The organism is Flavobacterium tagetis (genome assembly GCF_016735615.1).
In the GTDB taxonomy this organism is placed as follows: Bacteria; Bacteroidota; Bacteroidia; order Flavobacteriales; family Flavobacteriaceae; genus Flavobacterium; species Flavobacterium tagetis.
The window spans coordinates 1,295,208-1,314,700 of the sequence record NZ_JAERSF010000002.1; the positions used below are offsets into that span (position 1 = coordinate 1,295,208).

Here is a 19,493-nt window from a genome sequence, read left to right on the forward strand (position 1 = left end):
TCTAGTATAATAAGCTTGGTGGTCTTCCGATGTTTCCGTAATTCATTGGTTCAAGACTCTGAATATCAGAAGACATTTCTTGCATTAAAGCAAAACTTTGAACTTGTTCGGTATTACTTTTTGCTTTTTTGCCCGTAGGAACCAGAAATAAAGTGGTTAATCCTGCTTTTTCTCCATGCGCTTCATCATCTGGATAAACTCCAAAATAAAAACGAATTCCGTCTACATTATAACCATCTTTTGCGCCATTAGTTTTAATATAATGAATGTAGTTTTCCAATTCTTCTAAAGAATACCAGATAGCATTGGCATCTTCTTTTTGCTCTCTTTTTGCAGAAAGGGAAGCTTTCTTATTGTTGTAATTCACATTTAATTGTCTAGCAAATTCTTTAGTGATTAACTGACTAGGTTTTGCGGGTGGATTTTTCATAGTTTCTATTATTAATTGGTTAAATGTTTAGTTAACAGCTTTTTGAGCTATTGTACGAGACAAAATTATTTGAAACAGAAAATTTCAGCAAGGGGAAATATACCCTTTTTTGTTTGGGTAAAATTATTCAAAAAAATGGGTTAAAGAGCTGTTACATAATAATTTATAAAAATGGAATTTTACACCGTCAGTTTTAAGGTAAAAACGGGCAATCAAAAATGTAACCTATTAATAATTAATTAAAATTTTTAAATTATGTCACAACCAACACCTCTAGGCTATCCTCATGCAGGAGCCGGAACAGTAGAAATTCTTTTAGAAAAAGAAGATGGAGCAGATTACGCAGTGCTTTTTTCACCAGATCCTAATAATATGTTATTAAGAGATGCCGGTCTGCCAATGCAGTTTTATTATTACCCAAAAGCACCACGTCTAGCTAAGCACCCAGATGGACGATTTAAATTTGCAATGCAAGTTTTTAAATCAGAAGGAGATTCTTCAACCGTAATTGGAGCAGAAGGATTAGAAGAAGAAGCAGGAGCATACACTACTTTAACCAGTACAATTGATCTGCCAGAAGCATTATTAAAGAAAGCGATCGACAAGCTAAAAACAAAACTACACACCAATTATAATAATCAAAGACAATCAAAGCTTTTTGGTTTGTTTTCTTATCTGAAAGGTGTCGATCGAGATTTTAATGAAACCAATGTTAGGCCTATTCAGTTAACAGAGAATACTATAACTATGCATGTTGTGGGCGAAAAATCACCAAATAATCCTTTTGGAGGAGCTAATCCGTGGACATTTAATATTCAAGGCGAAGGCGCAGGTACTACTTTTGGATTAGGAGATAATGCTCTTTCTGTATTGATGGGCCGTAATAGCGCTTCGTTAGTTAAAAATGCATTAGAATCAGGTGCTAATAATTTGGTAGTCGAAAACAAAATTAAATACAAAGGTTATATGCCTACAACGACTATCAAAACTACCGTTGATGTGAAAAAAGTACATACTTATTTTTCTGCAAAAGCCAATGTAAGCTGGTCATTTGTTGATGTAAACTGGGAAAGCGAATATGAAAAAATCCTGACCCAAGGTGGTATTGTAAGCGAAATCATTACAGATAATCAGTTTTCTAACGAAGAAAGAAAAAAAGTAGAGGAAGCACTTTTTACCAAACAAAGAGAGTTTGCATTCCAAATGGTTCAAAAGCAAATTTTTGATGCACCAGAAAAACAGTTTACACCAGCAGCTACACCAGAAAAACCAGGAGGATTTTTTAGAATTCTTTTTGGTGGAGGAAGTGTAGGAGTAAGTTTAAAACATGGAAGCCAAATTAGAGAAGTGAAATTCACAGACGAAATCAAATTTTCTGCAATCGAAGTTTTAGATTCAAAAATCAGTGGAAATCTTACTCCTTTAACTTTAAAATCTGGCGCCGAAGCAAAAGCAGATTTGAAAAATTATATTACCGAAATTCAATTGGATGAAGATTTCTCAAAAGTACAAGTAATCGCATCTTTAAACGGAGGTTTGATTAAATTAGATAAAGACAGTGATATTGTGAATGATAATCCGGTGAGTCAAGTTTCTATTGAAGTTGGATATCCAGATTCTAAAGGCAAAATGATCTGGAAAAGTTCTGGCAGAATGATTGCTCCTGAAGGAACTCCATATGTAAAAAACACAAGTAAATCTGGTAAAGAAATCGATGCAATTTTTCCTGCAACTTGGAATGATAAATCTAAAGAAAAAAATGCTTTTGTATTTGATTTCGTAAAAAACAATGGTTCTTCTAAAATTAAAGTAAGACAAGAAGTAATGTACGAAAAAGATAAGAGAATTAAGTTAAAAGATACTACTAGAGAATATGAATTTGAAGGAACTAAAATATTTGTTCCGCTTCCAATTCAGAACATGATCAATTACACGTTGTCTACAGAGGAGCTTTATGATTGCGATACTCTTGAAGTTACTTTAAAGGCAGATAAAATGTCTTCCAAAAAGTACAAATTTACAGTGGATAATTTTGAAGATGCCATTCCTTACAGAGCATGGTATGAGGCAGATTATACTGTGAAACCGACAGAATACAAAGTAAAATATACCTGCAACGGTAAAATCGGCAAGAAATCTAAAAAGGTTTCTGTTTCTACAGATTACATCAAACTTGATTATCAAGAAGGTGATGTTTTATTTGAAATTCCAACTGGAACTGCGGCTCAAAATGCCGATATCGAGAAAATCAGAGCTCCATTTATGGAATAATTTTTTTGAGGCATTTTGCAAAAGGGACGTAATGTCCCTTTTGTTTCTTAACTCATAACTTAAACCTAATCACCATGCCAGATTTAAATACATTTAAGCTTAGTGGAACCAAATTGGTTCCTGTAAATCGATTCAATCTTGAGCCTGCTAAACCCAGCACTGCATTTGCAACGACAACACTTTTAAATAATGCTGAATTTAAGGTAATCGAGCATCCTATTATTCATTCTATAGATATTCAGCCGATTCTAGTTTTGCCAATTATTGAAAATTATTGTCCTCTGATAGAGGGAGATAAAGTTATTACGGAGAATGATTCCTTTAAGGATTATTTTAAAAATGAAATTACCTTATTTTTTCCTCAAGTAGAAGTAGAGCCCAATAATGGAACTCTGTTTTATTATGAAGAAGTGCCTGGTAAATCTGCAGATAACGGCGGATTTATGGGAAGAGTCACTTTAAAATACAGCATCAAAAACAGACCATTGCAAGCCAATGAGAAAAGTATCGTTTTAAATTTAAGGCAGGCTGTTTTAAATTTAAAAGTAAAAAATGATGTCGTTAGGGTCAACGGAACTATAAATACCGCTACTCAGGAAATTCAGTTTGACTTAATCGACGAAGCTGTAAAAATTGCTTTCTCAAATTTAGTTTCAAAAATAAACGATTTAATGTGTGATGTTGATTTGTTTTTTGATTTTAAAGGATATTCTAAGGTAAAACGTAATTTTTTGTTTGCTAAAGATATAGCGATTTTAAGAAACCCAATTACCACTAAGAGCGATGTAATGGCCAAAACAACATTACAGCCAAAAGCAACGCTTATATCAAGTCCGTTGATGGTAAAAACTACGAGAACGGGAACTGTAGCTCCAAAAATGGTAATTTCTGGAATTAGAAGAGATAACGATATACAAGCAGAGGTTCAGGAGGAATACGTAAAAAGCACTTTTCTACTTAAAATCAATAAAACGGTAAATTATCCTCGTGTGCCTAATGTTCAGACAAGTTTATACTGGAATAATGAAGGGCCATTTTTTAATAATCCTTTCAATTTAAATGAAGATTTTTCGGAGTTTAAACAGATATTCGTTTCGGGATACAATTTTAGTAAGCTATCGATTTATAAGTCAATGGTTCAGCCAAATACTTTTTTGCTGATTTCTAAGATTTACAGTCTTTCAAAAGATTTAGATAATATGAGGCCATGTGTTACGACTATTTTTCATGCTTATGAAGAAGGCGCTGGAACATCTGAAGAAATTTCGAAAATTTCTTTTCAATTTGCTGTTCGTCCGAATCTTTCAAATTATGATCTTGCGAAGCTGAAAATTGCTTTATTGCAAAACAATTTTATTGATGGCGATCCTACCGATTATTTTGATAAGGTTCAGTTTTTGTTTCCTAATGATGTTGGAGCTGAATTTGAGGTAAATGGAAACTATTTTCTTCAGCGAGCATCGATTACAGCAGATGGGAAACATTATATTTTTGATCTCTCAACCGAGAATTTATCTGAAGCTAGCATTTTAATCAATGCTTTGAATAATACAATTTCGCAATATGCTAACATCAATTTTAAATACAAAGAGATAAAAGACACGAGTGTAATCGAACTAAATCTTGAAGAAACTATTGGAGAAATTGTCGAAAGTTTGATTGATAATCCGACAAAGAAAATTAAAATCAATAATCAGTCCATTTCAAACTGCAAGCTTAATTCTATTTTATTGCTTTATAATCAAAATGCGACGTATTTGAATAATGCTTTCTTTAAAAATTATCCGCAGTTAATTAGTAATGATACAAAATTTTTGGATTTTACTGCACTAAATCCAAGTTCTTCTGGTGAATTGAAAAATGTATTTTTTGATTTTGAAAATATAGAGAACATCAGTTCAGAATTTAGTCAGATTGTTTCACAATCAACATCTTATAACAGATATATTCAAGTTCAGATTAAAAGCCAGGCAGCGACAACAGGCAGGATTACTATTGAATTAACAGTCCAAGATACGGGAAGTAAATTTGCCATTGAACGTTTGAAATCTGAATTCTCGACACCTATATTGTTCAATTTTATTGTGAAAAACACAGCGAACAATAACACTTTGATTTCATATCAAGTTAATTATTTTGACAAGAATGATAATCTAACAGGTTCTAAAAATGATGTTTTTGATTTCTCTAAAGCATCGATTATCACCATAAATAAAAAGTGATGACAACCATAAAAACAGGTACAAGATCTCCTGAAGTTTATTATTTAAACGAGCTTTTGTCCAAATTAAATTACGGTGTAATTGTCTCCGATTATTTCGGGGCAGAAACAGATAAAGCAATCAAAGATTTTCAGTTGAATAATAGTCTAGTGGTTGATGGGGTGGTGGGACTAAAAACATGGTCTGCACTTTTAGCAAAAAATGCAAATGGTTTTTCTATAAACAGTAAGTTGCTGTCTGAGCAGGATTTAATCAATTTTTCAAATCAGTTTAATTTAGAGCTTGCAGTTGTAAAAGCGGTAAATGAAGTAGAAAGTAACGGAAAAGGTTTTTTAATTGACGGACGACCAAAAATTTTATTTGAAGGTCATGTTTTCTGGCGTGAACTGGAAAAAAGAAATATCAATCCGCAGTCATATGTGAATGCAAATACGCAGGACATTTTATTCGAAAGTTATACTAAAAAGTATTATGTAGGCGGAACAGCTGAATATGTTCGTTTAGAAAAGGCAAGAAATCTTATTTCGGACAAAAAAATAGTAGACGCAGCAAATAGTTCAGCTTCTTGGGGGCTTTTTCAGATTATGGGCTTTAATGCAATTCCTATAGGTTATAATAGTATTGATGAATATGTTGAGAAAATGAATGAGAACGAAGGCGAACATCTCAAAGCTTTTGGATTATTTCTAGAAAAGAACAATTTGATTGGACTTCTAAGAAGCAAAAATTGGGCTTCGTTTGCTTTAAAATACAATGGTCCAGCTTACAAAACCAACAAATATGATGAAAAACTAGCAAGGGCTTATGTGAAATACGTTTAATATTTCAAGTTTTATGTTTTAGGATATTTAATCGCAAAGGTATAGGTTCTTTTCAAAGCGGGGGTAGAAATGAGCGCTCTTTGCGGTTAACCTGAAACAAAAAGAAAACCCGACGAAATTCTCGTCGGGTTTTTATATTTTAAACTAAGAAAGAAATTATCTTAAGCTTGCTCCAAGTTCAGTTTCGAAAGTCTGTTGCAATTTAGACATGATTTTATCGATCTGAGCATCGGTTAAGGTTTTAGTATTGTCTTGAATAGTAAAACTCAAAGCGTATGATTTTTTTCCTTCTGGCAATTTATCACCTTGGTAAACATCAAATAAGTTAACGTCTTTTAAAAGCGTTTTCTCTGTTTGTTTTGCCAAGTTAAAGATACTTTCGTAAGTCGTGCTTTGATCAATTAATAAAGCCAAATCTCTACGTACTTCTGGATATTTAGGAATTTCAGTGTATTTGATTTTTCCTGTAATGATTTTTAAAACCAAATCCCAGTTAAAATCAGCGTAATAAACATCTTGTTTAATACCGAAATGCTTTAAAATTGGCTTTTTAATAACGCCCATTTCAACCAAAATATCATTGTTGTAAGTAATTGCCGTTCCTTCAGAATAAATATCAGATTGAACTGGTGCATTCGAAATTTTTTCAATTCCCAAGCGAGATAAAATAGCTTTCACATATCCTTTCAACAAGAAGAAATCTGTTGTTTTTTGCGGACTTGTCCAGCTTTCTTTGTTTCTATTTCCAGAAACTAATAAAGAAAGGTGTTTGTGCTCTTCGTATCCGTTTAAATATTTGTGGTATGTTTTTCCGAATTCAAATAATTTTAGATCCGAATTTTTTCTATTAATGTTATAAGAAACCGCTTCTAATCCAGAAAACAATAAAGACTGGCGAAGTGTCGCTAAATCACTGCTTAACGGATTTAGCATTGATACATTATGTTCTTCTTTTAATGAAGTTGATAATTTTGCATAAGCTGCAGTTGTCAATGAATTAGCCATCATTTCGTGGAAACCTTGCGAATTCAACTGAGAAGCAATTACGTTTTGTACTTTATAATCTTCTGTTCTTGGTGAATTTGCTACAGTAGCATTAAACTTCTTAGAGAAATTAATGTTGTTATAACCATAAACTCTCAAGATTTCTTCGATTACGTCAATTTCACGCTGAACGTCTACACGATATGCAGGAATCGTTAAGCCTAAACCAGTATCAGAAACGCTATTTACTTTAATGTCTAAAGAAACCAAGATTTTTTTAATCGTATCTTTTGGAATTTCCTGTCCGATAATTTTAGAAACATGGCTGAAATTCAATAAAACAGAGAAGTCTTCTACTTTTTTAGGATAAACTTCTACAACATCAGAAGTGATTTTTCCGCCCGCAACTTCCTGAATTAAAAGCGCCGCACGTTTTAAAGCATATTCTGTGATCGTTGGATCAATTCCTCTTTCAAATCTAAAAGAAGCATCTGTACTTAATTGATGTCTTTTTGCTGTTTTACGAATGCTTACAGGATCAAAATAAGCACTTTCTAAGAAAATAGATGTTGTTCCCTCAGAAACGCCAGATTTTTTACCTCCAAAAACTCCAGCAATACAAAGCGGTCCTTTTTCGTCGCAAATCATTAAATCTTCTTTGTGAAGCGTTCTTTCAACATCGTCAAGAGTCACAAATTTAGTTCCTTCAACAGCTGTCTTTACAATAATTTTTCCGTTGATTTTGGCAGCGTCAAAAGCATGTAAAGGCTGTCCTAATTCATGAAGAACATAATTAGTAACGTCAACAATATTATTTTTTGGAGTTAATCCGATAGCTTTTAAACGATCTTGTAACCAGCTAGGAGATTCATGCACAGAAATTCCAGAAATAGTTACACCACAATATCTTGGAGCTAAATGATTATCTTCAACATTTACATCAATTTTTAGGGTGCGCATGTCAACTCTAAAATTGCTTACAGAAGGTGTAATCAATTCTATGTTTACGCCACGCTGCAACATTCCTGCCCTTAAATCGCGCGCAGTTCCAAAATGACTCATAGCATCGGCACGATTAGGTGTCAATCCAATTTCGAAAACTTCGTCATTTGCAATTTGAAAAACTTCAGAAGCAGGAGTTCCAGGAACTAAATCCTCAGCCAAAACCATAATTCCGTCGTGACTTGTACCTAAACCTAATTCGTCTTCAGCACAGATCATTCCGTGACTTTCTTGTCCGCGGATTTTTCCTTTTTTAATGGTAAATTCTGCACCTTCTTTATCGTATAAAACGGTTCCAATTGTTGCAACCGGAACTTTTTGTCCTGCAGCCACATTTGCAGCACCGCATACAATTTGTACAGGAGCTTCTAAACCAATATTAACGGTAGTAACTTTCAATCTATCAGCATCAGGATGTTTTTCGCATGTTAGAACGTGTCCAACAACAACGCCTGCTAAACCTCCTTTTATTGATTCGTATTTTTCGACAACTTCAACCTCTAAACCTAAATCTGTTAGTAATTCAGAAGTCTGTTCAGATGTCCAATCTGTTTTAATAAATTGTTTTAACCAGTTGTAAGATATTTTCATTGTAGTTCTTTAATTCTTTGTATGAGGTTACAAATATAAGGATTGCGCGTTGGAGTAGGAAAAAATTGAGCAGTTTTTTCTACTTGTTTTTAATTGACCGAAAAATGCTGCTTGCTAATTATTTAGCAATTTATAGATTAAAATTTTGCTAAATGATTATTATAAAAGTCTAAAAAAATTGAATGTGTAATTTTTGTGCTACACGTTGAATGAAAAGTGCTATTCTTTTTCTTTTTATGAAACTAAATTTGGAGTAAATCAAAAAAAGAATATTATGAGTACCGCAGTAAAAAGACCTGAATTTAAGGCAAAATACGATAACTATATTGGTGGAAAATTTGTAGCGCCAATTACAGGAGAATACTTTGATGTAGTTTCTCCTATTGATGGAAAAGTATTTACAAAAGCAGCGCATTCTGGAAAAGAAGACCTCGAATTGGCTGTAGATACTGCTTATGAAGCATTTAAAACTTGGGGAAAAACTTCTGTAACCGAAAGGAGTATTTTACTAAATAAAATTGCACAAAAAATTGAAGATAATTTAGAATATATCGCGGCAGTTGAAACGGTAGACAACGGAAAACCAATCCGCGAAACGCTTGCTGCTGATATTCCGTTGGCAATCGATCACTTTAGATATTTTGCTGGCGTAATTCGTGCAGAAGAAAGTTCGATCGCAGAATTGGATTCGCAGACTGTTTCTATTGCGTTAAGCGAACCTTTAGGGGTTGTAGCGCAGATTATTCCTTGGAATTTCCCAATTTTAATGGCTGTCTGGAAAATTGCTCCGGCTCTTGCCGCAGGAAATACAATTGTTTTGAAACCAGCCGAAAGCACTCCAATCTCTATTATGGTTTTAATGGAATTGATTGGAGATATTCTTCCTCCTGGAGTTCTGAATATTGTAAACGGATTTGGTGCCGAATTAGGTCGTCCGTTAGTAACCAATAAAAAAGTATCGAAAGCAGCATTTACTGGTTCTACAACAACAGGACGTTTGGTAATGCAATATGCAACAGAAAATATTATTCCGGTTACTTTAGAATTGGGCGGAAAATCTCCAAATATCTTCTTTCCTTCAGTAGCAGATCACGATGACGATTTCTTTGACAAAGCCGTAGAAGGTGCCGTATTATTTGCTTTAAATCAAGGTGAAATCTGTACTTGTCCTTCCAGATTATTAATTCACGAAGATATCTACGATAAGTTTATCAAAAAAGTAATTGAAAGAACTGAAGCCATTATAGTTGGAAATCCGTTGGATAAATCAACTATGATTGGTGCTCAGACTTCGATTGTTCAGAAAGAGAAAATCATGTCTTATATCAAGTTAGGAAAAGAAGAAGGTGCAGAATTATTGACTGGAGGCGATGAAAATAAACTTGGAGGAGAATTAGAAGGTGGTTATTATATTAAACCGACACTATTTAAAGGTCACAACAAAATGAGAATTTTCCAAGAAGAGATTTTCGGGCCTGTTTTAGCAGTTACGACTTTCAAAACTACTGAAGAAGCTATCGAAATTGCAAATGATACCATGTACGGATTAGGCGCAGGAGTTTGGACACGTGATGCGCATGAAATTTATCAAGTTCCTAGAGGGATCCAGTCAGGTCGTGTTTGGATTAATCAATATCATTCTTATCCTGCGGGTGCTCCGTTTGGAGGTTATAAACAATCTGGAATTGGTCGCGAAAATCATAAAATGATGCTGAGCCAATATCGTCAAACCAAAAACATGCTGATTTCTTATGATAAAAAGAAATTAGGATTCTTCTAAAGAGAATATAAACTTGAGAATAGAAAGCTAAATAAGTTTTCTATTCTTTTAAAACCATAGAATTATGCTTCCAAAAACAATGAAAGCTGCGGTCGTTAGAGAATTTGGTTCTCTTCTGAAAATTGAAGAAGTCGAAGTAAAACGCCCAGGCAGAAATGAAATTCTTGTAAAAGTAATTGCAAGCGGAGTGTGCCACACCGATTTACATGCTGTAGAAGGTGATTGGCCAGTTAAACCTAAAATGCCTTTAATTCCGGGACACGAAGCTGTCGGATATGTTGTTGCAGTAGGACCAGAAGTAAAAAATGTAAAAGAAGGAGATGCTGTTGGTGTGCCTTGGCTATACAGTGCATGTGGAGGCTGTGATCATTGCATTACAGGCTGGGAAACTTTATGCGAAAGTCAGCAGAACGGCGGTTACAGTGTAGATGGCGGATTTGCAGAGTATGTAATTGCAGATGCCAGATATGTTGGGATTTTGCCATCTAATGTAAATTTTATAGAAATGGCTCCGATTTTATGCGCTGGCGTTACGGTTTACAAAGGGTTAAAAGAAACTGAGGTGAAACCTGGCGAATGGGTAGCAATTTCTGGTATTGGAGGTTTAGGGCACGTTGCTGTGCAATATGCAAAAGCTATGGGAATGAACGTGGCTGCAATTGATATTGGAGATGATAAATTGGAACTGGCAAAAAAATTAGGCGCCGATTTGGTGGTCAATGCTAAAAATCAAAATCCTGGAGAATTCTTAAAGAAAGAAGTCGGTGGAATGCATGGGGCATTGGTTACCGCAGTTTCTCCAATTGCTTTCAAGCAAGGGCTTGAAACATTGAGAAGAAAAGGTACAATGGCATTAAACGGACTTCCTCCAGGCAATTTTGATTTGTCTATTTTCGATACTGTTTTAAATAGAATCACAATTAGAGGTTCTATTGTTGGAACTCGAAAAGACATGAAAGAAGCGATTGAATTTGCTGTTGATGGAAAAGTCAAAGCTACAGTAACAACTTCAAAATTAGAAGATGTAAACACCGTTTTTGACAAAATGAAAAAAGGTGAAATAGAAGGTAGAATTGTGCTTGACATAGCACAGTCCTAAATAGTTGGTTATGTTAAAGCAGTAAATCTCTTAATTGAGTTTACTGCTTTTTTTTTAATTTTAGTAGTGATGATAAAACGAATTGATGCCACAGAAAAAGCAATCGAACTGATTAAAGTTCTTAAAGAAAAACACGGTGATTTGATGTTTTATCAGGCAGGTGGATGCTGTGAAGGCACTCAGCCGCAGTGTTTTGAAAAAGGCGGATATTATCAGCGAACTGGAGATGTTTGTATTGGTAAAGTTGATAATGTTGAATTTTGGGTAGACAAGGATTTATTTGAATATTGGAAACATGCTCATTTTACGCTAACTGTAATTGATGCATTTGGAGTAGGAGGTTTTTCATTAGAAACTCCATTAAAAAAAACGTTTCAAATAGAATATAGAATTTTTACTCCCGAAGAAGAGAAAGATTTAGAACCGGTTACTTTTTTTTAAGGAACAAAGGTTCAGAGTTTCAAAGCGACAAAGGTTTTCAAAACTTTGAGCCTATGTGCCTTTGTTACTTTGCACCTAATTTATAAAAAGTAACTGATACTGTTTCGGAGTAATTCCCTCGTATTTTTTAAATAATCTGATGAAATAGTTGGCATCTTCAAAGCCAGCTAAATAACAAACTTCATTGATTTGCAGGGTTGGATTTTTTAATAAGTTTTTAGCACATTTTATTTTCTCATTCAAAATATATTCAATCGGACTCATTCCAAGTTCGCGTTTAAAGAATCGGTAGAAAGAAGTGGTGCTCATACAAGCTTTTTCGCTTAGCGATTTTAAGCTTATATTTTCTTTCAGATTCTGTTTAATGTATTCTGTAACTTCTTTTATTGGGTTATTTACATCTAGAAATTTCCCTTCGTCAATAGATTTTACCGTTTGCGTCTGAATAATTCTAATCAACAATTCTTTTAACGTCAAATCGGCAAAAATATCTTTAGTAATCGATGTACTCATACATTCTTTTATGAGTTTATTGATTGTTGCTGCCATTTCGATATTATTGTAAAAGAAGTAATTCTGATAATTTAATTGCCAATACATATTGCTTCCTTCTTTAGGATATTGCTCATTTAGAAAATTCAAGATTTCCACAATTTTATCCTGATCAATAGCCAATGCCAAACATTGCGTAGGGTTATTTTTTGAAGCTTCAGGGAAATCAATTTTCATTTCTACATTAGAAGGAACAATCACAGTTTCGCCTGGAAGATATACAAATTCAGGATCATCAAAAAGGTGCATGATTTTTTTACCGCGCAGCATGCTGGTCACCACCAAATCATTAAATTTCAACGGAACTTTTTGAGTCGATTCGTAAGTTTCAAATAGATTTAATTCACAATGACTCAAATTGTAAATAGTTCTATTTTCTACAAGAGTTTTTAATGATTTCTCTTGCGATAATTGGAGCGGATTGACTAAAAATCGTTGATTGTTCATTAAATTTTATTTTTGGTGAAGACTTTAAATTTAATAAAAATATGTATACAGAATGAATATTTAAGCCTTTTTTATGACTTGTATAAGGTTGTGTTTTAAAAAAGTAAGAAGATGTTTTTATAATAAAAAAGAGAGAATTAAAATCCTCTCTTTTTCACTTATTTCTATTTCTAATTTAATTTAATTGGTGGTACACACTGCTGCATGAACAATTATCCAGAAGTTTCCGTCTCCACTGTATGTTAGATCATAACTATCTGTTGTGTAATTATTTAAAGTATGCTGATTGCCATATAGACCTGGTGCGGCAGTAGTAGGCCTATCATCAGACAAATAAACATGAGTTTCTGTAAATACTGTTCCAGGATGAGTAGCGTTGATCGTTACTTTTACACTGCTCCCTTGAATTACAATTGTAACGGTTCCTGCTAAATAGCCATTATTAATATTATTTTGTCCAGCACCAGCATATAAGTTGTAGTTATAAGTGCCGTCTGCAACATTATCATAATATGTAGCCCATCCCCATTTATCAGAAATTTCTAAACCAATAAAAGTGTTGTTTCCGAACATATAAGCTGTATCGCAGTTGGTAACTGGTGGAGGAGTTTCGCAGTTTCTTAAGCAGTACTTAAAGTAAGTTGCCCAGTTTTTTCCAGGAAATTTTATATCGCCTGCCCAGCCAGTTTCTGTTCTTACTACATTCCCGTTTACAATATTTTTCATGCTTGAATGCGCAGCGATAAACAAACATCTGTTGTCATCTAGAACTATTGAAGAAAGGGGAATAGTGAAAGTATAACTTTGTATTAATGGATTAAAAGATTTGTTATATGGAAATTGTCCAGGAATTGGATTCCCATTTTTTATCGGTACATTGGCATATGGTCCTACAAATAAATGAAGTTCACTAAAATACCAATTTGTAAGCGCAGAATAGGTTACGTAGAGATTTGTAGCGTCATTTTCAACTAAAATTTTCCCAGCGTTAGTAAACTGGCCAGCCATAATGTTAATTGATATTGGATCGCATTCTGAATAAGTTCCTTTTGCAGTAGCAGAAGTTGAACTATTCGATTGTTTAGCCTCAGTTTGAATGTCTGTACTTAGAGGCTCGTTGGTACAATTGACAATCAGAAAAGCAAAAACCACAAGTGTAATAATTTTTTTCATCGTAATAAGGAGTTAAAAATTAGTAACAATTAAAGGCAGCTTTAAATAAGGGGGGTAAATTGCTATTACAAATTTTATGACTTATTTATTAGATTTCAAAAAATAACCGTTCAATGAGTTATTTAGTCGCTTAACTGCGCATTTTTTTAGTGATTTATAGTGTTTTTTAAATTTATATCAGCTCTTCTACGTGTTTTTTGATATTTTCGGATATTTTTCTTGTAGGAAGGTCGTTTTCGTCATCTCCAAATGGGTCTTCGATTTCTTCAGCAATTAGCTCTAAACTCGCCAATACATAAAATATGAAAACCACTACAGGAGCCACTAAGTAGCCTAAACTTACAGAATATCCAAAAGGAAGTGTCATGGTGTAAAAGAAGATGAATTTCTTTATAAAAGCGCTATAAGAGTAGGGAATAGGTGTATTTTTGATACGCTCACATGCACCACAAATATCTGTAAAAGCAACTAATTCATCATTTATAGTAATAAGCTGTTCTCCAGTTATTTTTCCTGCATCATACAAATCGTTGATTTTATGATACATTATTCTTTTCAACTGATTCGGTTTGTGCTTGTGATGGTCAATTTCTAGATCGACATCTTCAAAAAGCTGTTTGCTGGTGTCCTCATCTTTTAAATGTTGATGAAGAATATCAGCATACATGGGTATGTATTTTCTAAAAAACTTTCTATCGTTTTCATCTTTTAAAATGGCAGAAAGTTTTATGGCTAGATTACGGCTATTATTTACCAGTCCGCCCCAAAGTTTGCGGCCTTCCCACCATCTGTCGTAGGCGGTATTGGTTCTAAAAACTAGCAAAAGCGAAATTACAAATCCAAGCATTCCGTGCATGATTGGAATGCTGTGGATATAATCGTTTTTGGTTACTTTAAAATATTGAAGTTCGAGATAACATACTATTGCAGAATATATTCCAATTGCAATCATAATCGTAAAAAGTTTTCGAACAGTATCCGATTTATGAAAATGAAAAATAAATGTAAACCAATCTTTGGTATTGTATGTAATCATTGAAGCGCGTTTTGAAACAAATTTAAATTAAAAAATCACCTATTGAACGTAAAATGGGAAAAAATATTTCAACACAGTTTGACTAATGTTTAAAGGCGTTTCGCTTACTTTTTTAAGTAAGCAAAACGCCTTTTTTAAGTTCTTGCTGTATATGTTTTTTCCTGTCGAAATCTAGAAATTAATATTTCCAGCCAATTCTTTTAAAGCAATTTCAGATAATTTTGCTTCATACTGTGCATTGCTATAACGCACTTTTGCATTTACATAATTCAGCTGGGCAGTTCTAAAATCAAGTGTTGTAATAGTTCCGATTTTAAATTTATCCAATGTGATTTCTAAGTTCTGCCTAGCAATTGTCTCATTATTTTCTTCTAGATCAATTAGTTCTAAATTTGTTAAATACGTTTGAAAAGCGGTACTTAATTGTGTGTTTAAAACAGTATTTTGCTGTTCTATCGCAATCTGCGAATTTTCAATCTGTAGTTTGGCTACTTTTTCATTTCGATGCTGATTAAAACCATCAAATATGTTCATTGAAGCATTAAAACCATAATTTAAACCTCTTGAAGAAGTTTCACTGGTAAAACCTAAACTAGACTGGCTTTCGGAAAAGTTATATCCTGAAGTTAATCTTAAAGTAGGATAGCGGTCTGCTTTTACTTGTTTTAGCTGTAATTCGGCTATACGTTTATTGATAATTTGCGCCTCTAAACCTGGATTCTGTTTTTGGGCTAAATCCATTAAATCGGCTAGAACCAATTTATTGTCGACTTTAACTTCATCTGTAACCTTGAAATCAATTTTTGGATCGCGTGCCAAATGCTGATTCAACAAAATTTTACCATTAGCGTACGCTTCTTTTTGTCTCAATAAAGCAACTTGATCTGAGTTTAAATCAACTTGTGCGTTTAAAACCTCCAATTTTGATGCTTTACCAATACTGAAACGGTTTTTAGCCAAAGTTAATCTTTGATTTGAAATTACAATGGTAGTGTCCAATGCAGCTAATTGCTGTTGCATTTGTACTAGATCGTAATAAGCAGAATTTACTTGAGCAATTTTTACGAGAATAGTTCTTTTAAGTTCTGCATCGCCAAGTTTCTGAAGTTCTTTCAGCTGATCAAGTTTTGCGAACATTTTCATTCCGTCAAAAACAGTCCATCCTAAACTTACACCATAAGTTAGACTGTTATTTTTTGCATTATCCAATGAAGTACTTGTTCCATCTTGACGTGTCTGAGATGAATTCATAATACTATTGTTATCGGTAACAGATGCTGTTGCTGTTGGCAACATTCCAGCGTTTCCAATTGTTACGTTTGTTTCGTTTATTTTGGAATTATTTTTAGCAATTTTAATTTCAAAATTATTTTCCAGAGCTATAGTCATAGCCTGTTCAATAGTAAGAACTTCCTGTGCCTTTGACTGGAAAATGCAAAGGAAAAGAATAAGTGCTGTACAGTATATTTTTTTGATATTCATATTCGTTTTCTTTAACCAAAAATCGATTTTCGGTTTCTATTTAATGCTGTCTCTTTCGTATTCGTCAATATGGTCAAACTCAGGATAATGTTTTCTGGCTTTAGACCACATAAAATAAATGGCAGGAATTACAAAAAGCGTTAAAGCCAATGAGAAAATAGTTCCACCCACAATTACAACTCCCATACCAATTCTACTCGTAGATGCAGCTCCAAGTGACATCGCAATTGGGAGTGCTCCTAAAGCAATGGCTAAACTCGTCATTAAAATTGGACGTAAACGTGCTTCTGAAGCTTCTAAAATAGCTTCCATTTTTGGTTTGCCTTGTTCTCGTAACTGATTGGCAAATTCTACAATCAAAATACCGTTTTTGGTTACAAGACCAATTAACATTACCGTTCCAATCTGACTGAAAATATTCCAAGACTGATTAAATAGCCATAATGAGAATAAAGCTCCCGCTACAGCCATTGGAACTGTTAAAATAATAATAAACGGATCTATAAAACTTTCAAACTGTGCCGCTAGAATCAAGAAGATTAATAATAAAGCCAATCCGAAAGCAAAAGAAGTATTAGAACTACTTTCTACGAAATCTCGCGATTCTCCCGCCAAATCTGTAGTAAAGCTTTCATCTAAAACTTTAGCTTTTATTCTATTCATTTCATCAATTCCGTCGCCCATACTTTTTCCTGGTGCCAAACCAGCCGAAACAGTTGCAGACATGTATCTATTGTTGTGATATAATTGCGGTGGATTACTTTGTTCGTATACATTTACTACGTTATCCATTTGAATCAATTCACCATTTTTATTTTTTACAAACATAGAAGTCAAATCCAAAGGTTTAGATCTGTCTTTTTGGTCAAACTGTCCGATTACCTGATATTGTTTTCCATTTTTGATAAAATAACCAAAACGTTGTCCGCTTAAAGAAAGCTGTAAAGTCTGTGCAATGTCAAGAATTGAAATTCCTAAACTTTCTGCTTTTGCACGGTCAATGGTAACATTGATTTCTGGTTTGTTAAATTTCAGGTTTACGTCTGTTGTAGAAAAGACATCGCTTTTGGCTACTTCATTCATAAAAACAGGAATTTTTTCTCTTAACTTATCAAAGTTTGGAGCCTGAATAATGTATTGTATTGGTAAACCTCCACGTCTGTTAACGGCAATTGTAGGCTGCTGAATTACCGCTATTTTAGCATCGGGATATCTTTTTGTCCATTTGCTTAATTTGTCTGCAATTTCTTTTTGAGATCTGGTTCTTTCGTCTGGTTCTTTTAATGAAAGCCTCACAAAACCTGAGTTGGTTGCAGAACCTCCAGATCCTCCAGCAGTAATTACTAAACTAACTTTTTTTTCAGGGATTGAATCGTCAACAAGTTTTGAAATTTCTTGCATAAAACGATACGTATAATCATAAGAAGAACCTTCTGGCGTGGTCATACGCATGGTAACAGAACTTCTGTCATCATAAGGCGCTGTCTCTTTTGGAAGAATTGTAAAGAATAAATAAATAATTCCAAAACAAGCAATTAAAATAGGAAAGCTGATCCATTTTTTGTCCATGAATTTTGCTAATGATTCAGCATAACTGCTGTTCATTTTTTCAAAAAATGGCTCAGTTTTAATATAGAATTTTGATTTCTTTTGTTCGCCACCTTTCATTAAATAGGCATTTAACATTGGTGTTAAAGTCAAAGAAACAAAGGCTGAAATCAATACTGCAGCTCCAATTACAACTCCAAATTCTCTAAAGAGTCGGCCAACAAAACCTTCTAAGAAAATTACTGGCAAAAATACTGCTGCTAAAGTGACAGAAATGGATATAACAGCGTAAAAGATTTCATTAGAACCTTTAATGGCTGCTTCGATAGGAGACATTCCTTCTTCGACCTTTTTGAAAATATTTTCAGTTACCACAATTCCGTCATCCACAACAAGTCCTGTTGCAAGCACAATAGCAAGAAGGGTTAGTACATTTATAGAGAAACCAAAAAGCCACATAATGAAGAATGTAGCAATTAACGATACAGGAATATCAATTAATGGTCTGAAAGCAATTGCCCAGTCTCTAAAAAATAAATAAATAATAATAATTACCAGAACGATTGATATTCCTAAAGTTTCGGCAACCTCCAATACAGATTTCTTTACAAATTGCGTGTTATCAAGCGCAATATTAAGTTTAATGTCTTTAGGTAAATCTTTTTTTAAGGCTTCAAATTTTTTGTAAAATTCAGCTGAAATATCCAGATAATTGGCTCCTGGCATTGGAACAATAGCCATTCCAATCATTGGAAGCCCAGAAGACATCAAGGAAGTCTCTATATTCTCTGGACCTAATTCGGCACCGCCTACATCACTAAGCCTTACAATTTTATCGCCATCTGTGCGAATGATAATATTGTTGAATTCTTCTGGTTTAGAAAGATTTCCAACTGTTTTTACGGTTAATTCGGTATTGTTTCCTGTTAATTTACCAGATGGCAGTTCGACGTTCTGAGCATTTAATGCGTTTCTCACGTCGGCAACTGTACACTTATAAGCATTTAGTTTTACAGGATCTATCCATAGACGCATTGCATAGCGTTTTTGCCCCCAAATTTGCACGCCACTTACGCCTGGAATAGTTTCTAAACGCTGAGAAATAACATTTTCGGCATAATCGCTTAATTCTAAAGAGCTTCTGCTGTCACTTTGAACCGTCATCGATATAATAGATTCGCTATCTGCATCGGCTTTAGAAACAACTGGTGGGGCATCTATATCTTGTGGAAGATTTCTAATGGCTTGCGAGACTTTGTCTCGAACATCATTAGCCGCTTCTTCTAAATCTTTGTCTAAATTAAACTCGATTGTAATGGTACTGCTTCCTTGATTACTGGACGAAGTAATATTTCGGATTCCATCAATCGCATTTACGGCTTTTTCAAGAGGTTCAGTAATTTGCGATTCAATAATATCAGAATTGGCACCGGTATAATTGGTGCGGATAGAAACCTGCGCAGGATCAATAGAAGGAAATTCTCTGACACCTAAAAAAGTATAACCAATAAAACCGAATAGAATAATAAGTAGATTCAGTACTATGGTTAAAACAGGTCTTCTTATGCTTGTAGTAGATAAACTCATTTGTAATTTTAGATTTTAGATTGTTGA

13 protein-coding genes are annotated in these 19,493 nt (G+C 33.9%); 6 read left to right on the top strand and 7 right to left on the bottom strand.

Annotated elements, in window-relative coordinates; translation table 11 throughout:
* Position 1: 1 nt before the first annotated feature.
* Positions 2-430, bottom strand: a complete 429-nt coding sequence (locus JI750_RS13025) for a hypothetical protein (RefSeq protein WP_202002477.1) — start codon at positions 428-430, stop codon at positions 2-4.
* A 255-nt stretch (positions 431-685) separates the two neighbouring features.
* Here JI750_RS13025 and JI750_RS13030 point away from each other — a divergent pair, with 255 nt between their 5' ends.
* The 3 genes from JI750_RS13030 (at position 686) to JI750_RS13040 (ending at position 5,744) form a co-directional block, all read left to right on the top strand.
* Entirely contained in the window at positions 686-2,701 is a 2,016-nt protein-coding gene (locus tag JI750_RS13030; RefSeq protein ID WP_202002479.1) for a hypothetical protein, read from the top strand.
* Between the two features lie 74 nt (positions 2,702-2,775).
* Positions 2,776-4,923, top strand: a complete 2,148-nt coding sequence (locus JI750_RS13035; protein ID WP_202002482.1) for a hypothetical protein — start codon at positions 2,776-2,778, stop codon at positions 4,921-4,923.
* Positions 4,923-5,744, top strand: coding sequence for an N-acetylmuramidase domain-containing protein (locus JI750_RS13040; RefSeq protein WP_202002485.1), 822 nt, complete (start codon positions 4,923-4,925; stop codon positions 5,742-5,744). Before JI750_RS13035 ends, JI750_RS13040 begins: the two co-directional genes overlap by 1 nt.
* A 156-nt stretch (positions 5,745-5,900) precedes the next feature.
* Here the strand turns inward: JI750_RS13040 and pheT are convergent, their stop codons facing one another.
* Complete coding sequence (pheT, locus tag JI750_RS13045; protein ID WP_202002488.1) at positions 5,901-8,321, bottom strand: phenylalanine--tRNA ligase subunit beta; 2,421 nt, start codon at positions 8,319-8,321, stop codon at positions 5,901-5,903.
* 274 nt (positions 8,322-8,595) lie between these two features.
* On the opposite strand from pheT, the gene JI750_RS13050 reads away from it, so the two are divergent.
* The 3 genes from JI750_RS13050 (at position 8,596) to JI750_RS13060 (ending at position 11,641) form a co-directional block, all read left to right on the top strand.
* Positions 8,596-10,101 (top strand): aldehyde dehydrogenase family protein, encoded by a 1,506-nt coding sequence (locus JI750_RS13050; protein ID WP_202002490.1) that lies wholly within the window; start codon positions 8,596-8,598, stop codon positions 10,099-10,101.
* A 64-nt stretch (positions 10,102-10,165) separates the two neighbouring features.
* Positions 10,166-11,200, top strand: coding sequence for an alcohol dehydrogenase AdhP (gene adhP / locus JI750_RS13055; RefSeq protein WP_202002493.1), 1,035 nt, complete (start codon positions 10,166-10,168; stop codon positions 11,198-11,200).
* 69 nt (positions 11,201-11,269) lie between these two features.
* Complete coding sequence (locus JI750_RS13060; protein ID WP_202002496.1) at positions 11,270-11,641, top strand: DUF779 domain-containing protein; 372 nt, start codon at positions 11,270-11,272, stop codon at positions 11,639-11,641.
* 75 nt (positions 11,642-11,716) lie between these two features.
* Here JI750_RS13060 and JI750_RS13065 read toward each other — a convergent pair whose 3' ends face one another.
* The 5 genes from JI750_RS13065 to JI750_RS13085 form a co-directional block, all read right to left on the bottom strand.
* The gene (locus JI750_RS13065) at positions 11,717-12,640 is read right to left on the bottom strand and encodes an AraC family transcriptional regulator (RefSeq protein ID WP_202002498.1); all 924 of its coding nucleotides are present in this window, start codon (positions 12,638-12,640) and stop codon (positions 11,717-11,719) included.
* A 180-nt stretch (positions 12,641-12,820) separates the two neighbouring features.
* A complete protein-coding gene (locus tag JI750_RS13070; RefSeq protein WP_202002501.1) occupies positions 12,821-13,813 on the bottom strand; it encodes a hypothetical protein in 993 nt (330 codons plus the stop codon).
* 172 nt (positions 13,814-13,985) lie between these two features.
* On the bottom strand, positions 13,986-14,849 hold the full coding sequence (locus tag JI750_RS13075) for a bestrophin family protein (protein ID WP_202002504.1): 864 nt from the start codon (positions 14,847-14,849) through the stop codon (positions 13,986-13,988).
* A 171-nt stretch (positions 14,850-15,020) separates the two neighbouring features.
* On the bottom strand, positions 15,021-16,331 hold the full coding sequence (locus JI750_RS13080) for a TolC family protein (RefSeq protein ID WP_202002507.1): 1,311 nt from the start codon (positions 16,329-16,331) through the stop codon (positions 15,021-15,023).
* 36 nt (positions 16,332-16,367) lie between these two features.
* Positions 16,368-19,466: an efflux RND transporter permease subunit gene (locus JI750_RS13085; RefSeq protein WP_202002510.1), complete on the bottom strand. Its 3,099-nt coding sequence runs from the start codon at positions 19,464-19,466 to the stop codon at positions 16,368-16,370.
* Between the last annotated feature and the right edge of the window lie 27 nt (positions 19,467-19,493).

Excerpts from the sequence above, each read along its gene's own strand:
- JI750_RS13025 (WP_202002477.1), bottom strand. The coding sequence starts at position 430 with ATGAAAAATCCACCCGCAAAACCTAGTCAGTTAATCACTAAAGAATTT.
- JI750_RS13030 (WP_202002479.1), top strand. The coding sequence starts at position 686 with ATGTCACAACCAACACCTCTAGGCTATCCTCATGCAGGAGCCGGAACA.
- JI750_RS13035 (WP_202002482.1), top strand. The coding sequence starts at position 2,776 with ATGCCAGATTTAAATACATTTAAGCTTAGTGGAACCAAATTGGTTCCT.
- JI750_RS13040 (WP_202002485.1), top strand. The coding sequence starts at position 4,923 with ATGACAACCATAAAAACAGGTACAAGATCTCCTGAAGTTTATTATTTA.
- pheT (WP_202002488.1), bottom strand. The coding sequence starts at position 8,321 with ATGAAAATATCTTACAACTGGTTAAAACAATTTATTAAAACAGATTGG.
- JI750_RS13050 (WP_202002490.1), top strand. The coding sequence starts at position 8,596 with ATGAGTACCGCAGTAAAAAGACCTGAATTTAAGGCAAAATACGATAAC.
- adhP (WP_202002493.1), top strand. The coding sequence starts at position 10,166 with ATGCTTCCAAAAACAATGAAAGCTGCGGTCGTTAGAGAATTTGGTTCT.
- JI750_RS13060 (WP_202002496.1), top strand. The coding sequence starts at position 11,270 with ATGATAAAACGAATTGATGCCACAGAAAAAGCAATCGAACTGATTAAA.
- JI750_RS13065 (WP_202002498.1), bottom strand. The coding sequence starts at position 12,640 with ATGAACAATCAACGATTTTTAGTCAATCCGCTCCAATTATCGCAAGAG.
- JI750_RS13070 (WP_202002501.1), bottom strand. The coding sequence starts at position 13,813 with ATGAAAAAAATTATTACACTTGTGGTTTTTGCTTTTCTGATTGTCAAT.
- JI750_RS13075 (WP_202002504.1), bottom strand. The coding sequence starts at position 14,849 with ATGATTACATACAATACCAAAGATTGGTTTACATTTATTTTTCATTTT.
- JI750_RS13080 (WP_202002507.1), bottom strand. The coding sequence starts at position 16,331 with ATGAATATCAAAAAAATATACTGTACAGCACTTATTCTTTTCCTTTGC.
- JI750_RS13085 (WP_202002510.1), bottom strand. The coding sequence starts at position 19,466 with ATGAGTTTATCTACTACAAGCATAAGAAGACCTGTTTTAACCATAGTA.